A 22,918-nucleotide genomic window follows, 5' to 3' on the forward strand; every position below is an offset into this window, starting at 1 on the left:
TCGGTTCTCTCTCCACCAGGCTTCGGGAGGTCAGGAGCCGGCGGTGCGGTAGCGCCGCAGGCTTACGGTGAAGCAGAGCGTGAACAGCACGCCCAGCGTCACCGCGATCACCACTCCGGGGTGCTCGGAGGGGAAGCTGCCGCTGGTCGTGGCCGGGTTTCCCCACAGGTCGCGGCAGGACGAGATGACGGCGGTGATCGGATTCCACTCCGCGATCGGGCGGACCAGTGCCGGCATGGAGTCCGGGGAGAGGAAGGCGCTGGACACGAAGGGCAGCACGATCACGATGAACGGCGTGACCACGCTGATCGTCTCCACATTGCCGAGCGTCATCGCGAAGAGCACACCGAGCCAGAGCATCACGTAGGTCAGGAGCACGATCAGCCCGAACCCGGCCAGCACCGGCAGCACCCCGGCGTGCGGCCGCCAGCCGAGCAGCAGCCCGGCCCCCGTGACGACGGCCAGTCCGAGCAGGCCCACGAGGAGGTCCGCGAAGGTGTGCGCGAAGAGCACGGCGGACCGGCTGATGGGCATCGATCTGAACCGGTCGACCAGGCCGCCCTGGAGGTCCATCGCCACCGACACCGCGGTCGGTCCGACGCAGGCGAGCGCCACCTGGACCGCGCCGCCGGCGAAGACGTATTCGGCGTAACTCCCGCCCGCGGGCAGCATGATGGCGTCACGGAAGAGGTAGCCGACCATGACCATCGACACCAGCGGGCTCATCGCCACCCCGAGCACCCGGCCCGGGGCCCTGCGCAGATGCAGCAGTCGCCGGCCGGTGACCGCGGCCATCTCGGTGAACATCGAGCGCAGACCGCCGGGGCCGCTCGGCAGCCCCTTGTCGAGTGCGGTGGGGTTGGCTGTCGTCATCGCCCGTCACCTCCGTTCCGCTCCTGGTGCAGACGGTCCAGCTCGGCGGCGATGGCCGGGCCGACCTCCGCGAGGGCCTCGGGGTTGAGCAGGTCGTCGTGGTTGCAGTCGATCCGGTGGACGTCGAGGGTGCCGCTGAAGTACGGCTTCCAGCGCTGCTCCAGGTCCGGCGTCGGCTCACCCGAGTCGGTGCGCCCGGCGAGGAAGAGCTGCATGGTCCCGTCGTAGTCCCGTGGTGTCCAACGGGCGTGCAGAACCGGGTGGTTGGACATCAGGCCCACCATGCGGGCCATGCGCTCCTCCCCCATCTGCGCCATCGGGCTGTCGTCGCGCCGCAGGGCGTCGATGATGTCCCCGACGGTCAGCGGCCGGTCGCCGAACTCCGCCGGGTCGTGCCCGATACCCTCCAACAGCCAGGCGAGCTTGGCCTGTTCGTCCTGTTCCTCCAGGTCCTCGGGCCGCTCGTCGGTCCGCGGGTAGGAGTCGAGATTGACGACGAGGCCGACCTCGTCCCCCGCCTCGCGCAGCTGTACGGCGATCTCGTAGGCGAGGAGTCCGCCGAGCGACCAGCCGAGCAGGTGGTAGGGGCCCTCGGGCCGCACCCCCTTGATCATCCGGATGTACTCGGCCGCGGTCTCCTCGATGCTCGTGGGCAGCTCCGCGCCGTCCACGACGTACGGCGCCTGAATGCCGTACACGGGGTGCTCGGCGCCGAAGTACCGGGTGAGCGGCATGTACGACAGGGCGAACCCGACCCCGCTGTGCAGGCAGAACACCGGAGGGCGGCTGCCCGTCGGCTTCATGCACAGCATCGTGCTGAACGGGTCGGCGAAGTCCAGGCCGTCGGCCTCGTCGATCGCGTCGGCCATGATCTGCGTGGACCGGCGGGCGGCCGGGGCGGGCCCGGACGCGGGCCGCTCCGATGCGCCTTCAGCGCCGCCGGCCCCCTCCGCGCCGCCGGACCCGACGGTCGCCGCCACCAGCGCGCGGACCGTCTGGTGCGCGAAGACGTCGGCGCTGGTGATCTCCAGGCCCGCCTTGCGCGCGAGGGCCACCAGGCGCAGCGACTTCATGCTGTTCAGCGACGTCTCGAAGAAGTTCTCCTCGACGCCGAAGTCATCGACCCCGAGGACGCCCGCGACGATCGCGCACAGCGTCGCCTCGGCCGGGCTCAGCCCGCCGGGCCCCCCGGCGGACCCCGCCGCCTCCTCGGCCGCGGACTCCTCGGTCACCGGTGCCGCGTCAGGCGCGAGGAGGTGACCCGCCGCGTCCCACTTGGCCGACTCGCCGGTCCGGTACAGGCGGGATCCGGGCGGACCGTACGGGTTCGCCACGAACCGCTCGGCGGTCGGGCCCGGCAGGCCCGCGTAGCCGCGGCCGAGGCCGTCGCCGCCGAGGTACAACTCGCCCACCGCGCCCGGCGGAAGCGGCGCGAGCCACTCGTCCAGGACGTAGACCCGGGTGTTCCACACCGCCTTGCCGTGTACGTACGTCTCCGGCGTCGCCCAGTCCTGCGGCAGGGGCTCGGCGGTGCGCACCCCGGCCCCGGAGAGCAGCGGCACGAAGAGTCCTTCGCCGAGGACGTCGGCACCCTCGCCGGACTCCAGCGCCCAGGCCAACAGGTTCGCGGCCGCCCGGTGCTCGACGACCGTGCCGCGAGGCCGGCCCGCCGCATCGTCCGCGCGGATCACATACGCGGCGTGTCCGGGCTTCAGCGGCGCCGTACGGTCCGCGTCGGTCACCGGATCGGTGGCACCGCGGCGCACCTCCGGGCCGTCGAGGACCACCGCGGTGACGCCGGTGCTCCGCAGCCTGCTCGCCAGACCCGCGGTCGTCAGCACACACAGCGGCTGGGTCTCGGCGAAGAGTGTCTTGATCCGCCCGATCGGCTCGTCCGCGGCGACCGGCACATAGGCCGCACCGGACTTGAGCACCGCGAGCGCCGCGATGGTGTGGTCCACGGCGCGCGGCACCGCGAGCGCCACGATCCGGTCGGGACCGGCTCCGATCGCCAACAGGCGACGCGCCAACTGGCTGGCTCGGGCGTCCAGTTGGGCGTACGTAAGCCCCTTGGCCCCACCACCGACCGCGATCGCGTCCGGAGTGCTCGCCACCCGTTCGGCGAACAGCTCGGGCAGGGTCGCCGCCGGCAGCTCGTGCGCGGTGTCGTTCCACTCGGACAGCACCCGCTCGCGCTCGTCACCGGTGAGCAGCTCCAGGCCGCTCAGCCGGATCTCGGGATCGGCGGCCACCGACCGCAGCACCTCCTGGAACTGCTCCGCGAGGCGCTCGGCGGTGGCCCGTGTGAACAGGTCCGTGCTGAAGGTGAGCAGACCGCGGATGCCGCCCCCGCCGGGCCACGGCAGCAGCTCCAGCATCAGGTCCAGCTTGGCCCGGTCGGACGCGGCGTACTCGGGCACGACCGTGAGACCGGGCAGATCCAGCGGCATGTTCCCCTGGTTCTGGACGCTCAGCATCACCTGGAACAGCGGGTGCCTGCCCCTCGCGCGGGCCGGCTTGAGCGCGTCGACCACCTGGTCGAACGGAATGTCCTGGTGCGAGTACGCCGCCAGGTTGGTCTCCCGGATCCGGTCGAGCAGTTCGCGGAAGGTCGGGTCGCCGCTGGTGTCGCCGCGCAGCGTCCGGGAGTTGATGAACATCCCGACCAGGTCGTTGAGCGCCTCGTCGGTACGTCCCGCGATCGGGGAACCCACCGGGATGTCGGTGCCCGCGCCCAACCTGGTGAGCAGGGCGGAGAGCGCCGCCTGGTAGACGATGAACTCGGTGGTCCCGGTCTGCCGGGCCAGCTCGACCAGAGTGCCGTGCAGTCCGGACTCCAGCTCGAACATCACCATCTCGCCGTCGGACGTGCTCTCCTCCGGGCGCGGGAAGTCGGTGGGCAGCCGCAGCTCCTCCGGCAGGCCCGCGAGCGCGTCCCGCCAGAACGACAGCTGCTGGGAGGCCACACTGTCCGGGTCGTCCGCCGAGCCGAGCAGATCCCGCTGCCAGGCGGCGAAGTCCGCGTACTGCACCGGCAGCGGGGCCCGCCGCGGAACCCGCCCGTCGCACCGGGCCCGGTAGGAGGCCGCCAGGTCGGTCAGCATGGGTGCGATCGACCAGCCGTCGAAGGCGATGTGGTGGAAGACCAGCATCAGCACCCACTCGTCCACACCGAGCGCGAACAGCCGTACGCGCAGGGGCGGTTCGGTCCGCAGATCGAAGCCCAGGTCGGCCTCGGCGGCCAGCGCATCCGCCAGCTTCGCCTCCGTGACCGTCCGGGTCCGCAGCACGGGGGCGCCCGTCGCGGCATCCAGCACCCGCAGCGACGGCACCCCGTCGGTCTCCGGGATGACCGTCCGCAGCACCTCGTGCCGCTCGGCCAGGTCGTTCAACGCCCCTTGCAGGGCTGCCTCGTTCAGCTGTCCGGAGAGCCGGAAGGCCATCGGCGTGTTGTACGTGCCGTCGACCTCCTCCTGGCTCCGGTTGATGAACCACTGCTGCTCCTGCGCGAAGGACAGTGGCCGCTCCGTGCCCTGTGGTGCCGGGGTCAGCGGCGGCCGTGCCTGGTCCGCCGATTCGACATGACCGGCCAGCGCGACCACCGTCCGTGCCTCGAACAGCGCACGGATCGGCAGTTCCACGGCGAGCACGCTGCGGACCCGGCTGACCAGGCGGGTCGCGAGCAGCGAATGCCCGCCGATCTCGAAGAAGTCGTCGTCGATGGAGACCTGGGACACCCCGAGGATGTCCGCGAACAGGCCGCAGAGGATCTCCTCGATCGGCGTGCGCGGCGCGCGGCCCCGGAGGGTGTCGCCGAGATCCGGCGCGGGCAGCGCCTTGCGGTCGAGCTTGCCCTGCGCGGTCAGCGGCAGGGCGTCCAGCGCGACCACCGCGGAGGGCACCATGTACTCCGGCAGCGACCGGGCGAGCTGATCACGCAGACCCTCGGCGACCCCGGGCGCCCCGGCCACGACATACGCCACCAGGCGCCGGTCACCGTCGTCGCTCTCGGACACGATCACGACGGCCTGCTCGACACCGGGCTGGGCGAGCAACGCGGCCGAGATCTCGCCGAGTTCGATACGGAAACCCCGCAACTGCACCTGGTCGTCGGCGCGCCCGACATAGTCGAGCTGGCCGTCCGGCAGCCACCGCACCAGGTCCCCGGTGCGGTACATCCGGGCACCCGCCGGGCCGAACGGGTCGGCCACGAAACGCTGCGCGGTCAGCTCAGGGCGGCCCAGATAGCCGCGCGCCAGACCGCCGCTCACATACAGCTCTCCGACGACACCGCGCGGCGCGAGCCGCAGATGGTGGTCGAGGACGTACACCCGGTGCGCGTTGGTCGGCCGACCGATCGGCGGGCGGGTCGAACCCGCCAGCGGACCGCCCACGGTGGAGCTCACCACGGCCTCGGTCGGACCGTAGCCGTTGTAGAGCCTGACCTGCGAGGACCAGCGCTCGACGACGCTCGCCGGGACGGCCTCGCCGGCCACCGCAAGACGCAGGTCGGCGGGGAGCGTGCTGCCCTCCGGCAGGCCGCCGACCACGACGGGCGGGAGTCCGGCCAGGTTGACCCGGGCGTTGTTGATCAGATCGACCAGCGGCTGTCCCGGTGCCCGGCACTCCTCGTCCGCGATCACCAGCGTGCCGCCGTTGAGCAGCGCGAGCATCATCTCCCAGACGGAGGCGTCGAAGCTGATGGACGCGAACTGCAGCACCCGGGTCTCCTCGTCGAGACCGAAGCGTTCGACGAGACTGTCGACCATCGAGAGCAGCCCGGTGTGGGCCACCACCACGCCCTTGGGCCGACCTGTGGACCCTGAGGTGTAGATGATGTACGCCGCGTTCTCCGGCCGCGGCACGGCTGTCCGCTCGGCGTCCGTGAGATCGGTGCCGGGCAGCGCGGCCAGCCGCTCCGCGGTCCCGGGCGCGTCCAGGACCAGCGGTTCCGTCGCCAGGTCCGGCAGCTCGGTCAGCCGTTCCCGGGTGGCCTCGTCGGTGAGCAGCACCGCGGGACGGGCGTCCGCCAGCATGTAGGAGATGCGGTCGACGGGATATCCGGAGTCCACCGGCAGATACGCGGCACCGGTCTTCAGCACCGCGAGCACCGCGACCACCACCTCCGGGGAGCGCGGCAGCATCAGCGCGACCGTCTGCTCGGGGCCGATGCCACGCTCGACGAGCAGCCTCGCCAACTGGTTGGCCCGGACGTTGAGTTCCGCGTAGGACACCTCCTCCGCACCGGACAGGACGGCCGTCTTGTCCGGCGTGCGGGCGGCGCGTGCCTCGAAGACCTCGGTGGTCAGCTCGCCGGACGACGCCCGCACACTGCCGATGCCGGACCAGTCCTCCGCCAGCTGACTGCGCTCGTCGTCACCGAGCGCGTCCAGCCTGCCGAGCAGCGCGCCCGGCGCCGCGGCCAGCTGCTCCAGCACGCGGACGAAGCGCCGCAGGATCTCGTCGACCTCGTCCGGGCCGAAGATGTCCGGCCGGTACTGCGCCTCCAGACGCATCCGGCTGCCCGGGAACACATTGAGCGCGAAGGGGTATTCGGCGATGACCCGGGCTTCCCAGTCGAGCATGCTCAGGCCGGGGATGTGCTCGCCGATGCGGTCGAGAACACCGGTCGGGTAGTTGTGGAAGGACACCACGGTGTCGAAGAGCTCACCGATCCCGGTGCCCTGCTGCACCTCCGCGAGACCCAGGTGCTGGTGCGGCTCCAGGTCGAGCTGACGCTCCTGGAGGCTGGCCAGCATCGTCTCGAAGGTCAGCGAGGGTTCGAGACCGACCCGTACCGGCAGCGTGCTGAGGAACGAGCCGACCGTCCGCTCGATGCCGGGCACCTCTTCGGCCCGCCCGGAGACCACCGCGCCGAACGTCACATCCTGCCGGCCGGTCAGCCGGCCGAGTGCGACCGCCCAGCAGCCCTGCATGACCGTGCTCATCGTCAGGCCGCGCGAGGTCGCCCAGGCCGTCACCGCCGACGTCAGCGCCTCGGGCAGCTCCATGTCCAGGGACCCGGGCAGCACCGAGGCACGCGGCCGGTCGGCCGGGCCGAGCCTGGTGGGCTCGTCGATGCCGGCCAGCTCCTTCTGCCAGGCCTCGCGCGCCGCCGCCTTGTCCTGGGCGGCCGACCACTCCAGATAGCCGCTCAGCGGGACGACCGGCGGCAGCGCCGAGGTGTCCGCGCCATTGGCCCACAGCGTGACCAGCTCTTCGGCGAGGACCGCGGACAGCGACCAGCCGTCCACCAGCATGTGGTGCGCGGTCCACACCACGCGATGCCGGTCCGCACCGAGCCGGTAGACGGTGAACCGGGTCAGCGGCGCCTGGGTGACGTCGAAGCGGTCCAGCCACTCCTCCTCGGTCCGCCGCCGCACCTCCGCATCGAGATCCGGACCGTCGAACTCCGTGAGGTCCACCTCGGTCCAGGACAGCTCCACACCCGACGAGACCAGCTGGACCGGGTCGCCCGTGTCACGCTCACGGAAGCAGGCCCGCAGACTCGGATTGCGCTCAAGCAGCGCCTCCGCGGCCGCGCGCAGCTCGGCGCGGTCCAGCGGACCGCCCACGTCCATGGTCACCTGCAACGTGTACGCGTCCATGCCCTGCCGGTCGAATTCCGCCTGGAACAGCAGCCCGCGCTGGAGCGGGGAGAGCGGCAGGATGTCGTCGAGCTGCGGAATGTCGCGCTCGTACGCCTCGATCTCCGACTGGGTGAGGACCACCAGCGGGAAGTCGGACGGGGTCCGCCCACCCGCCTCGGGCCGTTCGGCATGCGCGGCCAGCGCCTCCAGCGCACGGAACCAGTCCTCGGCCAGCCGCCGGACGTCGTCCTCCGCGAGCAGCTCGCCCGCCCAGGTCCAGTCGGCGACCAGCACCGGGCCGTCCGCGCGGTCCTCGGTCATCGCGACCAGTTCCAGCGCATGCCGCAGCGGGGTCTCCGGGGCGGCGGTGAGGCCGGAGGCACCGGCCTCCATCGACCAGTCGCCGCTGCCGCCGTCGGTGGCGAACCGACCCAGGTAGTTGAAGCCGATCCGGGGAGCGGCGGAACGCACGAGCACAGCGGCGGTCTGCGGGTTGAGATGACGCAGCAGGCCATGGCCGATGCCGTGGTCCGGCAGGGCCCGCAGGCTCTCCTTGACGCGCTTGAGCGCATCGCCGCAGGACGCTCCGCCGTTCCACACCTCGGCCCAGTCCGGCTCGCCGACATCGAGGCCGACGGGGAAGACACTGGTGAACCAGCCGACGGTACGGGACAGGTCGAGGCCGTCGGCGATCTGCTCGCGGCCATGGCCCTCCAGCTCCACCAGGGCGCGGGAGCCCGTGCCCCGGTTGGCGAGGGCGAGCGCGAAACCGGTCAGCAGCACCTCGTTGACCTCGGCGTGGAATGCGGCGGGCACCCGGCCCAGCACCGCGGCCGTCTGAGCGGCGGGCAGCTCCAGCCGCAGCCGGCCCGCGCTGCCGTACACATCCCGGGCCGGGTCGAGGGGACGGTCGGCGAGTTCGATCGTTCCACCGCCCAACACCTCGGTCCACAACGGGAGTTCAGACGTACGGCGGGTGGTGCGGGCCTGCTCGGACAGCACCTTCGCCCAGCGCCGGTACGAGGTGCCGACCGGGCTCGGGGGCACACCGTTCCAGGCCGCCTGGAGGTCGGGCAGCAGGATCCGCCAGGAGACGCCGTCCACGGCGAGGTGGTGGATCACGAGGAGGAGTCGGGCCGCGGCCTCGCCGTTCGCGTCGCCCTCGCTCTCATCGCTTTCGTCGAGGAGAACCGCCTGGACCAGCAGGCCGTCCTCGGGGCGCAGCCGCGCCCGCGCCGCCGCGATCTGTTCGCCGAGCACCGCGTCCCGGTCGACGCCGGGCCCGCCGGCCTCGACCCTGCTGAGTACGTCGGAGGCGGACACGGCGCCCTGGGGCAGGGTCTCCAGGGACCACAGCCCCGGGACCGGGGCGGTGAGCCGCGTACGCAGCGCGTCATGTCGGTCCAGTACGGCCTGTAGTGCGCGCTCCAGGCGGGACGGGTCCATGCGCACGTCCGCGGGCAGGCCCACCGTGACGTACTGCGCGAACTCCCGGGTAGCGGTGGGCAGTTCAGCGAGTTCCGCACGCAGCTGGTCGACGATCGGCGTCAGCTCGACCTCGCCGATACCGTCCGCGACCGCCTCCTCCTCGGCCCCGTCGGCGTACTTCGCGACGGCGGCGATGGCGGCCGGGGTGCGGTGCTGGAAGACATCGCGGGAGGTGATGACGAGTCCGGCCCTGCGAGCCTTACCGACCACCTGGATGGAGCTGATGCTGTCGCCGCCGAGGGCGAAGAAGTTGTCGTCCACTCCGATGCTGGGCACGCCGAGGACCTCGGCGAGCACCTTGCAGAGGATCTCCTCCTGCGGGGTGCTCGCCGTGCGGCCGGTGGCCGTGACCGCGAACTCCGGCGCGGGCAGGGCCTTGCGGTCCACCTTGCCGTGCGCGGTGAGCGGCATCCGCTCCAGCGGCAGCAGCACGGCGGGGACCATGTGATCGGGCAGCACCGCGGCCAGCTGCTCACGCAGCACAGCCGTGTCGACGGGGGCGGCGGTATCGGCCACCACATAGCCGATCAGACGGTGATTGCCCGCCGGGTCCGCGACCGCGGCGGCCACCGCGTCCGCCACTCCTGGCAGGTTCCGCAACACGGACTCGACCTCGCCCAGCTCGATGCGCTGGCCGCGGATCTTGACCTGGTGGTCACGGCGGCCGGTGAAGACGAGCTGACCGTCGGCGAGCAGCACCACCTGGTCCCCGGTCCGGTACATCCGGGAACCGTCGTTCGCGAAGGGGTCGGCCACAAAGGTGACCGCCGTGCGGGCCGGGTCACCGAGGTAGCCACGGCCGACGCCGGCCCCGGCGATGTACAGCTCGCCGGGCACACCGCGCGGCACCGCCCGCAGGTCGTCACCGAGGACATAGAGGCGGGTGTCGCGCAGCGGCCGGCCGATCGGCATGGAGGTGCCGGAGACCTCGGCCGCCGAACGCGCATACCCGTGGGTGACATCGTCCGAGCATTCGGTGGGACCGTAGACATTCGCCAGTGGAATGCCGGGATAGCGCGCGAACCAGCGGGCGCACAGCTCGGTCGGCAGCGCCTCGCCGTTGGAGATCATCCAGCGGAGCGCGGAGAGGTCGGGCGCACCGCCCGTCGTGTCCCAGACGTCCAGCGTCGCGCGCAGCAGTGAGGGCACCACTTCGAGCACGGTGAGGCGTTCGGCCGCGATGATGCCGAACAGCGCCTCCGGGTCGGCGGCGTCCGCGCGGGAGATCGCCCGGATCCGGCCGCCGACCAGCAGCGTCGCGAGCGACTGCCAGACGGAGACGTCGAAGGTGACGGGTGCGTTGTGGACCAGCGCGTCGGAGCGGTCCAGGGAGAGTTCCGACACCTTGGCGAGCAGATGGTTGACCATGCCGCCGCGCTGCACCATCGCGCCCTTGGGCTTGCCGGTGGAACCCGAGGTGTAGATCACGTACGCCAGGTCGAGGGGGCCGCCGACGACGGGCGCCAGGTCTCCGGCCTCGTCCAGCGATCCCTCCAGGACGTGTACGGGCAGCGCGCGGTCGGCAGCCACCTGCTCGGCGAGGGCCCGGTGCGTGGTGTCGGTGAGCACCTGGACCGCGCCGCTGTCCTTCAGGAGTGACGTCAGCCGGGTCAGCGGCGCGCGCGGGTCGAGCGGCAGGAAGGCACCGCCGGCACCGAGCACGGCGAGCTCCGCGGTGACGAAGTCCCGTCCGGGCTCGGTCAGTACGGCCACCGGGCCGTTGACCGCCACCTGCCGGGAGGCGGCGCCGGCCCGGCCGACGAGCTCGGCGTAGGTCAGACTTCCACCGTCGTCGGTGACCGCCACGGCGCCGGGCCGTTCGGCGGCGTGCGCCCGTATCCGTTCCACGACGCCCAGGTAGGGCTCCTGGGTCCGGGGGCCGGTCAGCGCGGCGGCCAGTTCCTCCGCCTCGCCGGGCGAGAACAGGTCCAGGGCGGTCAGCGGGTCGTCCGCGCCGGAGGTCAGGAAACGGTCGAGGAAGGCGACGAACCGGGTCAGGTGGCCCCGTACGTCGTCCGGGGTGTAGCGGGCCTCGTTGCCGCTGAGGTCGATGCCGATTCCGTTGTCACCCTTGTCGGCGACGGTGAACTCCATGTCGTCGACCAGGCCGGTGGAGGGGCTGTAGATGGTCGCCGCGCAGGGACCGATACTCAACTCCTCGACCTGCGGCATCATGTTGATGAACGGGCCGAACGGCCTGCGGTCGTCGCTCGACAGACCCATCGCCCGGCGGATCCGGCTCACCCGGTACCGCTGGTGCTTGAGCCCCTTGGAGAACGCCTGGTACGTCGTGGTGAGCAGGTCGCCGCGGGTCATACCGGGCCGGAGGGCGAGCCGCAGCGGCACATAGTTGACCACCATGCCGGGGATCTGCTGCATGGTGCCGCCCACGCGACCGGTGGCGGGCAGGGACAGCAGTACATCGTCGGTGCCGGCCAGCCGCCCGGTGTACGAGCCGAGAGCCGCGACCAGCACGGTCTGCCAGGTCACCCGGGCATCCCAGGCCACACCGCGCAGACGCTCCGCGACCGCCTCCGGCAGCACCGTCTCCGCACGGAAGAAGGTCTGCGCCGGCTCCGCATCACGGGAGGCGAGGCTGACCGGCTCGGGCCGGTCGGCGAGCTCCTGCTCCCAGTACGCACGGTCGCGTTCGCAGCGCGGCGAGTCCGCGTAGGCCGCCTCGGCCTCGATCAGCGCACTCAGCGGCGGGAAACGTCCCTCGTCCAGCGAGGTGCCGGCCAGCATCGCCTCGTAGATCGCGGAGAGCCGCTGCCAGTAGATGACATAGCTGAAGCCGTCCGAGACGAGATGGTGGTTGAGCAGGCAGAAGAAGGTGCGGTCCGCGGCGAGGGTGAAGACACTCAACCGGAAGAGCGGCACGTGGGGAACGGCGGCCAGCGGCAGGGGAACACGGAGATCCTTCTGGATCGCCGCACGTGCCGCCGCTGCCGGGTCGGCCTCACCGCTGACATCGGTGACGGTCAGCGGCAGTCCGACCGACGGCTCGATGAACTGCCAGGGCTCGCCGTCCACTTCGGTGAACCGGGCACGCAGGCACTCCGACTCCTCCACCAGGCGCGCGAGCGCGGCCCGGAACAGGTCCTGGTCCAGTGGTCCGCGGATGTCCCAGTAGATGGCGGTGTTGTACGTCGCGCCGCCGCCCGAGAGCTTCTCGTCGAACCAGATGTCCTTCTGGCCGGCGGTGAGGGGCAGGCCGCCCGTCTGAACATGAGTCATAGCAATCCTCTAGTGAAGGTCACCTGGTGCACACCGTCGATCATTCGAGAAGCCGCTGACAGCGGGCTGACCGTCAACTGACGGCCAGCCCTCGCGTGTGGTGCGCCTGCTGTGTGATGGGTGTGGATGGTCCGTGTCACGTGCGGCGTTGCCGCCGTGACCGGAGCGGTCGGCCGGAGCGGTCAGCCGCAGTCGTCAGCCGCAGCCGCCCGCGTGCGCGTCCTCGACCGACCGGCCGAGGGCGACCGCGCCGGCGGGTTCCGGGAGGGTGGACGCCGGAGCGGAACGGGACCGCAGATGCTCGACGAAGTCGTCGAGCCGGTCGAGTCCCCAGAAGCGGGTGAATCCGTGCACGAAGAAGGGCACACCGAACACGCCGTCCATGCACACCTCCAGCAGGATCCGGACGCCCTCGGCGCGCAGCTTCGGATCGTCGCTCGCGTCGGCGATCAGCCGCTGGTCGATGCCGAGTTCGGCACCGATGTCCGCGATGGTCGCACGGTCGCAGATATCGCGGCCCGCGCCGAACCTGGCCTGGTACACCGCCGCGATGTACTCGTGCCCGAGGCCGTGCTCGCGGGCGACCAGGTAGCCCAGGTGCGGGACCTCCCACACCGGATTCCGGTCGACCGGCCAGTTCACCTTCAGGCCCCTGGCCTTGGTGAGCCGGCCGACGTCCTGAAGGACGTACCGGTTCTTCTCCCGCGACATCTCCGAGAAGGGGAACCTGCCGCCCTGCTCGGTGAGCTGGCGGGCGCTCTCCGGGTCCGGCTCGAAGAACGGCAGCCACTCCAACTCGTCGACGAGTTCCTTGTGTTGGCTCATCACCTCGCGGTAGGCGAGCCAGGAATAGGGACTGCGCAGGCTGAAGTAGAACCGCGGAGTCTTGTTCTTGCCGGCTGGGGACATGGGAGTTCTCGCTTTCCTGCTCTCTTCGGGGACGGTCGGACGTGGTGGGGCGACGCGCCCGGCCCGACTACGAGGCTCAGACAACGAGCTCATGCAAAGAGCTCAGACGACGAGGCTCAGACGACGAGGCCGCCGTCGACGCCGAAGACCTGCCCCGTGATGTACGAGGCACGGTCGGACGCCAGGAACGACACCAGGTCGGCGACCTCGTCGGGGCGGCCGAAGCGGCCGAGCGGGATCCGCTCCGTCATCTTCCGGGTGTGCTCTTCGCTGAGTTCGGAGAGCATGTCGGTCGCGATGAAGCCCGGTGCGACGGCGTTGGCGCGGATGCCGTAGCGCCCGGCCTCCTTGGCCAGCGCCTTGGTGAAGCCGATGATCCCGGCCTTGGTCGCCGAGTAGTTGGTCTGTGTGGCGTTCCCGTACACACCCGCGACCGAGGACAGGGTGATCACCGAGCCGGCCCGGCGCTTCATCATCGCGAAGACCGCCGCCTTGCAGAGGTTGAACGTACCGTCGAGGTTGACCCGCAGCACGGCGTCCCAGTCCGCCTCCGACATCATCACCAGCGGGTTGTCCCGCACGATGCCCGCGCAGGAGACGACGGTGTGCAGCGGCCCGAGCGCCTTCTCGCTGTCGCGGACGAAACCGCGTACGTCATCGTGTCCGGCCACATCGACCTGTGCCGCGTACACCCGGGCCCCGGCGGCGGTGGCCTCGGCGGCCACCGCATCGGCGGCCTCCTTGTTCGACTGGTAGCAGAAGGCCACGTCGTAGCCGTCCGCGGCAAGCCGGGTCACCACATGGCGGCCGATCCCCCGGGAACCCCCGGTGACCAGTGCGACACGTGGTTCGGTTGCGGACATGCTTGTTTCCTCTCCATGGGTACGGCGGGTACGGCGCAGGGGTGAAGCGCAGGTCTCTCAGCTGGGGTCGGCGCCGCCGAGCACCGCGCAGCCGACGGTTCCGTCCCGGTCGATGCCGGTGACGAGTGCCGCCTCGCCGGGGCCGAGCCCGGACTCGCCCGCGGTGGCGAGCACCGCGGCCAGCTGGAGGCTGGTGGAGGCGGCGGAGGTGTCGCCGAGCAGCGGCCGGCAGCGGATCCACTCCGGCTTCGCGGCACCGAGCGCGTCGGTGATGCCGGACTCCTCCAGGGCTCCGAGTTTGCCGTCGGCGCCGAGCGGCGCGACCAGCCGGATGTCCTCGGGCGCCACACCGGCCCGCCGGACCGCGCTTCGGACGCAGTCCGCCAACGCCTGCTGGGCATCGGCCCGTTCGGCGTACGCGCCGAAGCGCGTGGCCAGGATCCGGGCGAGCGGCGCACGGCCCGCGGCATGTGCGTCCGCCGCGGTCTCCATCAGGAAGACCGCGCCGCCCTCACCGAGCGGCGTCGACTGCTCATCGGCACCGCGGCCGTGCCACTCCAGCCAGGCACGCTGGGTGGAGTACTCCTCGGCCGCACCGCACAGCACCCGCGCGCAGTGGCCGCCCCGGTGCAGCCGCACCGCGTAGCTCAGGGCGAGCAGACCGGTCAGCCAGCCGCCCGCGACCGTGGTGTTGGGCCCCTTGATGCCGTGCCAGATGGCGCTCTGCCCGGCCGCCCGGTTCATCACGGTGTTCGGGAAGCAGGCCGGGTCGACATGGTAGGGACGCTCGCCCGCCAGGGAGTCCCGGGTGAAGTCCATGATGCTCTGGACGCTGCCCGAACCGGTGCCGAGGACCAGGCCGACCTGCTCGGGCCGCGCGGTCAGTTCGTCGCCGCAGGAGGCGAGGAGACGGCCGACCGCGGTGACGGCGATCGCCGTCACCCGGTCCATCGTCCGGGTGCCCTTCTTGCCCACGTACTTGGCCGCGGTGAAGTCGGGCACCAGGCCGCAGCGGTCGAAGGGGCCGGGCCAGGCCTCGCGGTCGAGGGCGTCGACGGCGCTGCGGCCTGCGCCGATGCCCTCGCTGAAGGGGTCGCTGCCGACACCGTAGGGGGAGACCACCGACCAGGCGGAGAGGACCAGTTCGGACATCACTCAGCCTCCCGGTACCGGCCCAGGATGAGCACGGCGTTGTTGCCCGCGAACGCGAGCGCGTTGTTCTGGACCACGTTCAGTTCGGTGGCCCGCGCCTCGTTGGGCACACAGTCCAGGCCGCACTCCGGGTCGGTCTCCCGGTGGTTGATCGTGGGCGGGATGAAGCCCTCGGTGAGGGCCAGCGCGCAGGCCGCCGAGGCGAGCGCGCTTGCGGCGCCCATGGAGTGTCCGATCATGGACTTGATGGAGATGGTGGGCGGCGGCGCGTCGAAGACCTGCCGGATCGCGCCGGCCTCGGTGACGTCGTTGGCCCGTGTGCCGGTGCCGTGCGCGGAGATGAAGTCGATGTCCTCCGGCTTCACTCCGGCGTTGCGGTGTGCGACCTCCATGCACCGGGCCAGGCTGTCCTGGTCGGGTGCGACGGGGTGGTGCGCGTCGCAGTTGAGTCCATAGCCGAGGACCTCGGCGTAGATACGGGCGCCGCGGGCCTGGGCCGACTCCAGGCTCTCCATCAGCAGAATCCCGGCGCCCTCACCGGTCAGGATGCCCTTCCGGTCCTTGTCGAAGGGCTGGCAGACCTCGGGGGCGATGGTGCCGAGCCGGTAGAAGCCGGTGAAGGTCTTGCGGCATACGGCGTCCGCACCTCCGCACAGTGCGACGTCGACGTCGCCTTCGCGGATCGCGTCGTAGCCGCTGCCGATGGCATAGTTGCCGGCCGCGCAGGCGGTGGGGATGGTCAGGGCCTCGACGTCGGTCAGACCCAGTTCTCGGACGATGCCGCTGGACAGCCGGCCGGCCTGCGCCCGCCGTGCCATCACGGGCGGCAACTTCTCAGGACCGTCCTCCAGTTGGACACCGACGAGCGTGTCGAGGTCACGGGATTCCGCGTCGGTGGTGCCGACAGAGACCAGAGCCGGACGCCGCCTGAATTCCTCCAGGTCCATGCCCGCGTCCTCCACCGCCATCCTGGCGGCGGCGACGGAGAACTGGGAGGCCCGCCCGAGCTCCGCGGGATCGACGCGGTGGATCCATTCCGCCGGATCGAAGTCGGTCACCTCGCATCCGTTGGCGTGCGCGAAACCGGTTGTGTCAAAGGCCGTGATCGGCTTGACCCCACTGCGACCGGACCGCAGCCCGTCCAGAAAGGCCGTGACGCCGAGCCCGATGCTGGTGACCGCACCAAGCCCGGTGATCACCACGCGACGAGGCCCGTGGTCGCTGTCGTACACCATGTGCTCCAGTCGTCCGGGGCCGATACCTACTGGGACGCCTTGGCCGTCATGGCTTCGCCGACGACGGTGGCGACACCCTCCAGATTGACCATCCGGGCCAACTCGGCCTGGTCGATGTCGATCCCGAAGGCGCGCTCCAGCTGGGAAAGGATCTCGATGGCACCCATCGAGTCGGCCGCGTGGTCCTCCTTGAAACGACTGGTGTCGGTCATCTCATCCGGGTCGATCTCCAGGATGTTGCAGATGATTCCCTTGATCGTGGCGCGGCTGTCGGCGTCCACCTGCTTCGCTGTAGTCATGCCGCGATGCTGGCGGACGGCCCTGACAGCGCGCTGACAACTCCTCAGCCGGATGGCGTCGGCAACGGGAGGAAGTGACTCAACTCGGGGAACTCGGCGGCGTGTTCCACGATCCAGGGCCAGTATCCGGGGATGGTGCTGGCATACCCGCAGTAGTATCGCCGCACCGTCTCCACCAGTCGCCGTGAGGTTTCCCTGCCGACCGCGCCGCGACGCCACACCAGCATCAGTTCTATGGTCTGAGTCTCACGGATCGGCACCAGCCGCACATCACCGGTGACGCCGGTGGGAGGTGTCAGGGCGGCGGCGTCGGTGTCCCTTACCCAGTTCATCGCCTCGTGGTGCCCGTCGACATGGTGCGATCCCCCGAGATCGGTCTGGTCCAGCTGGGCGAGCAGATCCTTCTCCACCTCGTGGAACCAGTGATCCCGTGAGTAGTGGACCCAGTTGAGTCCCGTGAGACAAGTACCGTCCACGGAATCGAGGTCGGCCAGCGGGTGCCCCCGCGACACCGCTAGCCAGATCGGTTCCCGGAAGATGACCGTGGTGTCCAGGTCGGGGTGGCGGACATAGTCCGGCGTGGCCTTCGTCGAGCAAGGGATCATGGCGACGGTGAGCGCCCCACCGTGCACCGCTTCGACGGCGGCGGCCGGCGCGAGCGTCTCGGTCTCCACGTCGACGGTGGGCATCGAGGCCTGGATCGCGGCGAGCAAAGTCGGAGGGGTCCACTCGGTGTTCCCGAAACGGAAGGTGCTCGCGATGCTTGCGGCCGCCTCGCTCGTCACCTCGTCCGCTTGCTGCACGAGACGGGCCAGCATGGGGATCAGGCGCTTCCCCAGCGAGGTCGGCACAATGCCCGACCTCGACCGGACGAAGAGGTCACCGCCGAGCATCTTCTCGATCCGGCGTAATTGGGTGGTGAGGCTGGGCTGCGGAACATTCAGCCAGCCTGCCGCCTTGGATATGCTGCCGACTTCGGCGATTGTCCACACAATCCGAGCATGCCTCAGTTCCAGTTCCATATTCCTTGCAATCTTTGTGATTCAGTCGACATGAGCCGATGACAACAATGCCCGCAGAATTGCGGATGGTAGACGCCGGAGTGGGAACGTAATCAGAATTCCAGGCGTCCGTCCCGGACATGGAAGCAAACGGGGAATCACAACCTCATCGAGGCGTTGCCCCCTGCCCGGCAACGCCCCATGACGGTAGGTGTCTTCGCCGGACGGCACGCCCGTGCTCGACCCGGACCGGGCCGGCACCGCCCGCCGGAAGCCGTGGGGCCGCCGCCCGCGCCACTGAACGCGATCTTCGCGGAACCGACCCCGCCAGGGATTTCACCCTTGACCGGTACCGGGATACCCACCCACGCCGCACACCTTGCCATCCATCGCGACGTGCATCGCAACGGTCATGTCGCTGAGAAGACCTCCATGAGCCACGCAGGGTTAAATCGATCTTGTGCTCCATGAAGCTGAGCCTCCGCTTGTGTTCCTCGCAGCAGCGCTTTCCAGGGATATCGAACCACAGTCGAGAACCGGGGATCCGGAATTATGAAATCCGATTCTGGATTCAATCACCCCTTTCCGCGATATTCAATTCGCGTACGCGGAGGGTGGCAAGCAACAAGTGGAGGCTTGAGTACCGGTTGTCCGATTCCGATCATCCGGACGATGACACCGAAACCCGAATATCCCAGGCGCCATCAGGCGTTCGCCGCCCCGCACGGCAACCGCGTTCATGCTGATGAACCCGCGCGATGGCCGAAGATGGTCGATCATGGACACAACGACTGCCCCGCCCGAGGCCGTAAAGGCGCACCGGGCGGGGCAGTTGTAGGGCGCCGGAAACGTCGCGCGGGGTTCCGCAACGGCAGTTCCGGACTTTTCTCTTCCGATTTACTCGAGCTCTACTCGAGGTCGGTCACGACCACACCGTGTCACGACCCTCGATCCGACGCTCACGATGACGCGGACATCAGGGGAGCCACTCGCCCTTCCCCCAGCTGGGCTCGCAGGCCCGCGTCCATCCCGTCGTCCATCACGCCAGGGCCGGCCGTCGGCGCCAGACCGAGCACACCCACCTTCCTCAGGTGTTCATTCCGCTGAATTGCGTGCGCGGCCTCGCCGACCGACTCCAACGGATAGACCTTCGACGGCATCGGCGAAACCGTCCGCGCTGTATGAAGCGATTCGCCTGCCACTGCTCTTACCGATTCGCACCGGCCACGAACACCGATACACCGGACGTCTCGTGCCACACGTGCTCGAACACGATATGGGGATCTTCACCGATTTCCTGCCGGATGATCTGCCCCAGTAGCTGGCCGGCCCGCGCAACGAAGTATTGAGCAATCCCGTTACGCGGCGCCGGACGAGGCGTCGACATCCGCAGGGCGGCGGACTCGGTCAGCGAGGCTGATGTCCGGCCACTCGTACCGGATCGCCGAACAGGGCGACCATCTGACGGTCGCCCTCGTAGGGGTCACGACCATGCGCCATCCGCAGGTTGTCGACCATCAACAGGTCGCCGTCCTGCCAGGGTTCGGTCAGGCCGGCGACCCCGTAGGCCTTGTTGATGGTGTCGACCACGTCGGTGGGGATGGTCTCGCCGTCTCCGTACAGCGTCCGGAAGGGCAGACCCTCGACTCCGTAGAGCTCCTCCAGATGCTCCCGGATGAGCGGATCGAGGGAAGACTCATGCAGAAACGCCGCCTGGTTGAACCAGACACGGCGGCCGGTTACGGGATGGCGCAGCACCGCGGCGCGGCGCTGGCGGGTTCGCAGGCCGCCGTCCTCCGTCCAGGTGCAGTCGACGGCGTTGCGGGCGCAGTAGTCCGAGACCAGTTCCCTGTCCTCGGTGCCGAAGGCCTCGGCCCAGGTGAATCCGAACTCCAGGTAGCTGCGGGCCAGTTCCCAGCCGTCGCGTTCGAAGCGCTCGACCAGTTCCTCCGGCAGGAGTTCCATCATGCGTTCCCCGTCGGCCACGGCGGCGGTACCGCCGCTCTCCGGCGCGACCAGGCACCCGAACAGGGCGATCGACGGCACCACTGCGGCGTAGCTCTGTTCGTGGTGCATGCAGAGTTGGTCTTCGGACGGCCAGTCCGAGGCGGAGTACACGTGGTCGGGGTGGGCCAGCCGGCTGGTGAAGCCTTCGCACTCGGCCATGCCGGCCACCCCCAGTGCCCGTGCCGCCGAGGCCAGATCGGCCGGCGAGGCCAGGCCCAGACCGCGGATCAGGATCGCACCGTGCCGGGCGACCAGGGCCCGGATCCCCTCCCCCGGCAGGTCCGCGATGGCCGGGGCACCGGGATCCGGCAGCCGGAGCACCGGTATCCGCCCCTCGCCGAGCGTCAAGTGCCATCCGTCCGGAACGGCCTCCACGGCCCCCATGGCCGCCATGTCGTCCACGGCCTCAGGATCGTTGACGGTTGTCATTCGCTGCCTCCTGTGGAGATCGGCCCGGCCGCAGCGTCGGCGCGGCCGGGCTCGGAACGCCGGGCTCAGAGCAGCAGGCTCAGCGCGCCGGCCCAGTACGTCGGGGTCAGGCCGCCTGGTGCGACTTGAGATCGAGCAGGTCCGCGGCCTCACTGAGGACCGGGGTCTTGGCCAGCTCCTGTGCGGTCACCGCGCTGTCCAGGGCGATCACCACCCGCAGCAGGGCGATGGAGCTGCCGCCGGCGTCGAAGAAGTGCGTCGCACGGCCGATGCTCTCGACGGGAACCTTGAGCGCCTTGGCCCACAGTTCGGCGAGCCGGTGCTCGGTGGGCGTGCGCAGCGACTTCGACGAGGCGTCGGGTGACGCGACCGCATCCTCCGGACCGGTCTCCGCGCGCTGGGCGAGCAGCTTGCGGTCGATCTTGCCGTTGGGTGTCAGCGGCAGCGTCTCCAGGTGGTGGAACCGGCCGGGCAGCATGTATTCGGGAAGGGAGCGGGCAAGGGCCGCACGCAGTTCCTCGTCCGGGATCGGCTCCGCCGCCGCGTAGAAGCCGGCCAGCCGACGCGCGCCGTCCGCGCCCACGACCACGACGGCGGCGTCGCGGACCCCGTCGACCCGCGCCAACTGGTTCTCCACCTCGCCGATCTCGATCCGGAAGCCCCGGATCTTGACCTGTGCGTCGCGGCGGCCGAGGAACTCCAGTCGGCCGTCGGGCAGCCAGCGGCCGAAGTCACCCGAGCGGTACAGCCGTCCGCCGGGACGGTCCGGGTCGGGCAGGTACGCGGCCCGGGTGCGCTCCGCGTCGTTGATATAGCCCCGGCCGACGCAGACCCCGGAGAAGACCAGCTCGCCGGGCGCGCCCAGCGGCACCGGCCTGAGCCGCTCGTCGACCACGGACACCCGCACATTGCGGACCGGGCGGCCGAGCGGCACCGAGGCTCCGGCCGGGGCGCGACGCAGCACCTCGTGATTGGTGTCGTCCGAGGTCTCGGTCAGACCGTAGGCGTTGACCAACATGATGTCGGGAAGGGTGGCGAACCACCGTTCCGTGAGCTCCTTCTTGAGCGCCTCGCCGGTCACCGAGACGCAGCGCAGCCGGGGCAGCGGCCGCGGATGGCGGCGCAGATGGTCGAGGACCACCTCGAGGTAGGAGGGGACGAGTTGGGTCACCTCCACCTCTCTCTCGGCGATCAGTGTCACGAAGCGCGCGACGTCTAGGACGTCCCGCTGGCCGACGATGAGGGTGCGGCCCCCCACGGCCAGGCTCGCGACGAGTTGCCACAGCGAGATGTCGAAGCACTGCGGTGCGGTCTGTGCCACCACGGTTCCGGTCTCGACGCCGAGGTCCTCGATCTTGGCGAGAAGGTGGTTGAGGAAGCCCTCGTGTTCGCACATCGCGCCCTTGGGCTGCCCCGTCGAACCGGAGGTGAAGTAGATGTAGGCGAGCTGGTCCGCGGCCACCGGCAGACCGAGATTCTCGTCGAAAGCCGACTCGGGATCCGCGTCGGAATCCGCCTCGGAATTCGCGCTGCCGTCCCCGGAGTCCACGTCGGCGAGGAGATCGGCGAGGACGTCCACCCGGATCACCTCGCCGGGCTGGGCCAGCGCGGTGTCCAGGCCCGCGCTCACCCCGCGCTGGGTCAGCACCTGGCGGCAGTCGCTGCGGGTCAGCATGGCGGAGATCCGGTCGGCCGGGAACTGCGGCTCGACGGGGAGGTAGACACCGCCGGCCTTGAACACCGCGAGCACCGCCGTCAGCCATTCCAGGTCGCGTTCGGTCACGACCGCCACCACGTCCTCGTCGCGCAGGCCGCGCAGGCGAAGCGCACGGGCGACCCGGTTGGCGCGGCGGTTGAGTTCCCGGTAGGTCAGGTGCCGGTCCTCGAAGACTGCGGCCACGTCGTCCGGGCGCAACCGCGCCTGCTCCTCGAAGAGTTGGTGGAAGCGCCGGTCGGGCAACTCGTGACGGGGGCCGGCCAGGCCTTCCAGCTGATACGTCGCCTCGGCCGCGGTGACCGGGTTCCACTGGTCCTGTGCCGTCTCCGGGCGTGTGCCGAGCTCTTCCAGGGCCGACAGCAGATAGCCGGCGATCCGTCCGGCCGCATCGGCGTCAAGGGCCTGGATGCGGTAGTTGAGGGCCAGTTCGAGCCGGTCGTGGCGCTGTGCCAGGCCGACGGCGAGGACGGTGTCGGGGGCGAGGTCCGCCGCGTCCGGCAGGCGGCCGGCCACCACGACGGTGTCGAACAGGGGCTCTGTGCGGCCGAGTTCGGTCCGTATCAGATCCAGCGGCATGCTCTGGTGCCGCTCGGTGGCGGTCTGTGCGACGGCGGCCGCGCCGAGCAGTTCCTGCCAGGAGCCCTCGCCTACGTCCACGGGGCAGGGCAGCGGTTCCGTGCCCGTTCCGGGTTCGCCGTGCGGCAGGTACCCGGTGACCACCGCCGGTTCTCCGGTGACCGCGGCGAGCACCCGGGCGCAGGCGGCGATCAGAAGCGTCTCCAACGGGACGGCGGCCCGCCCGGCGAGCGCCAGCAACGCGGCGGATTTGCCGGCGGGCAGCACGGTCCGGCGTTCCGCGATCCGGTCCTCCGGCGGCGGTCCGTCGGTGCACCAGCTCGGTACGGGGGTGAAGCGGCTGCCGTTCAGGACGCCCCGCCAGTACGTCAGGGCCTCCCCCTCGGACGCCGTCGGCCGCTCTGGTCGGTCTCCGGATCCGCTCTGCCTAGCCGTCACGGGCCTTGCCCTCCTTGATGGATATCCGGCGAGGCCGGACGTGAATGGAAATCCGGCAGAGCCGGAGGTGCGCCGAGGAAATCGACCCGGTGGTCTTCGGCCCG

Annotated in this window: 10 protein-coding genes; all 10 read right to left on the minus strand. The window is 70.4% G+C overall.

Annotated elements, in window-relative coordinates; genetic code table 11:
• Positions 1–30: 30 nt before the first annotated feature.
• Positions 31–873, minus strand: coding sequence for an ABC transporter permease (locus FCH28_RS14100; protein WP_246102801.1), 843 nt, complete (start codon positions 871–873; stop codon positions 31–33).
• Entirely contained in the window at positions 870–12,188 is an 11,319-nt protein-coding gene (locus FCH28_RS14105) for an amino acid adenylation domain-containing protein (protein WP_136740219.1), read from the minus strand. The genes FCH28_RS14100 and FCH28_RS14105 overlap by 4 nt, the downstream gene beginning before the upstream one ends.
• A gap of 195 nt (positions 12,189–12,383) precedes the next feature.
• Positions 12,384–13,097: a 2-hydroxychromene-2-carboxylate isomerase gene (locus FCH28_RS14110; RefSeq protein WP_136740220.1), complete on the minus strand. Its 714-nt coding sequence runs from the start codon at positions 13,095–13,097 to the stop codon at positions 12,384–12,386.
• A 116-nt stretch (positions 13,098–13,213) separates the two neighbouring features.
• Complete coding sequence (gene fabG / locus FCH28_RS14115) at positions 13,214–13,960, minus strand: 3-oxoacyl-[acyl-carrier-protein] reductase (RefSeq protein WP_136740221.1); 747 nt, start codon at positions 13,958–13,960, stop codon at positions 13,214–13,216.
• 57 nt (positions 13,961–14,017) lie between these two features.
• Positions 14,018–15,112, minus strand: coding sequence for a beta-ketoacyl synthase N-terminal-like domain-containing protein (locus tag FCH28_RS14120; RefSeq protein WP_136740222.1), 1,095 nt, complete (start codon positions 15,110–15,112; stop codon positions 14,018–14,020).
• Positions 15,112–16,347: a beta-ketoacyl-[acyl-carrier-protein] synthase family protein gene (locus FCH28_RS14125; RefSeq protein ID WP_136740223.1), complete on the minus strand. Its 1,236-nt coding sequence runs from the start codon at positions 16,345–16,347 to the stop codon at positions 15,112–15,114. Before FCH28_RS14125 ends, FCH28_RS14120 begins: the two co-directional genes overlap by 1 nt.
• A 26-nt stretch (positions 16,348–16,373) precedes the next feature.
• Positions 16,374–16,646 carry an acyl carrier protein gene (locus tag FCH28_RS14130; protein ID WP_136740224.1) on the minus strand — a complete coding sequence of 91 codons (273 nt, stop codon included), beginning with the start codon at positions 16,644–16,646 and terminating at the stop codon, positions 16,374–16,376.
• Positions 16,647–16,690: 44 nt separating this feature from the next.
• Positions 16,691–17,668 (minus strand): LysR family transcriptional regulator, encoded by a 978-nt coding sequence (locus tag FCH28_RS14135; RefSeq protein ID WP_136740225.1) that lies wholly within the window; start codon positions 17,666–17,668, stop codon positions 16,691–16,693.
• Positions 17,669–19,054: 1,386 nt separating this feature from the next.
• Positions 19,055–20,083: a TauD/TfdA family dioxygenase gene (locus FCH28_RS14140; RefSeq protein WP_246102805.1), complete on the minus strand. Its 1,029-nt coding sequence runs from the start codon at positions 20,081–20,083 to the stop codon at positions 19,055–19,057.
• Between the two features lie 106 nt (positions 20,084–20,189).
• A complete protein-coding gene (locus FCH28_RS14145; RefSeq protein ID WP_246102808.1) occupies positions 20,190–22,814 on the minus strand; it encodes a non-ribosomal peptide synthetase in 2,625 nt (874 codons plus the stop codon).
• Between the last annotated feature and the right edge of the window lie 104 nt (positions 22,815–22,918).

Source organism: Streptomyces piniterrae, from assembly GCF_005048155.1.
Taxonomy (GTDB): Bacteria; Actinomycetota; Actinomycetes; order Streptomycetales; family Streptomycetaceae; genus Streptomyces; species Streptomyces piniterrae.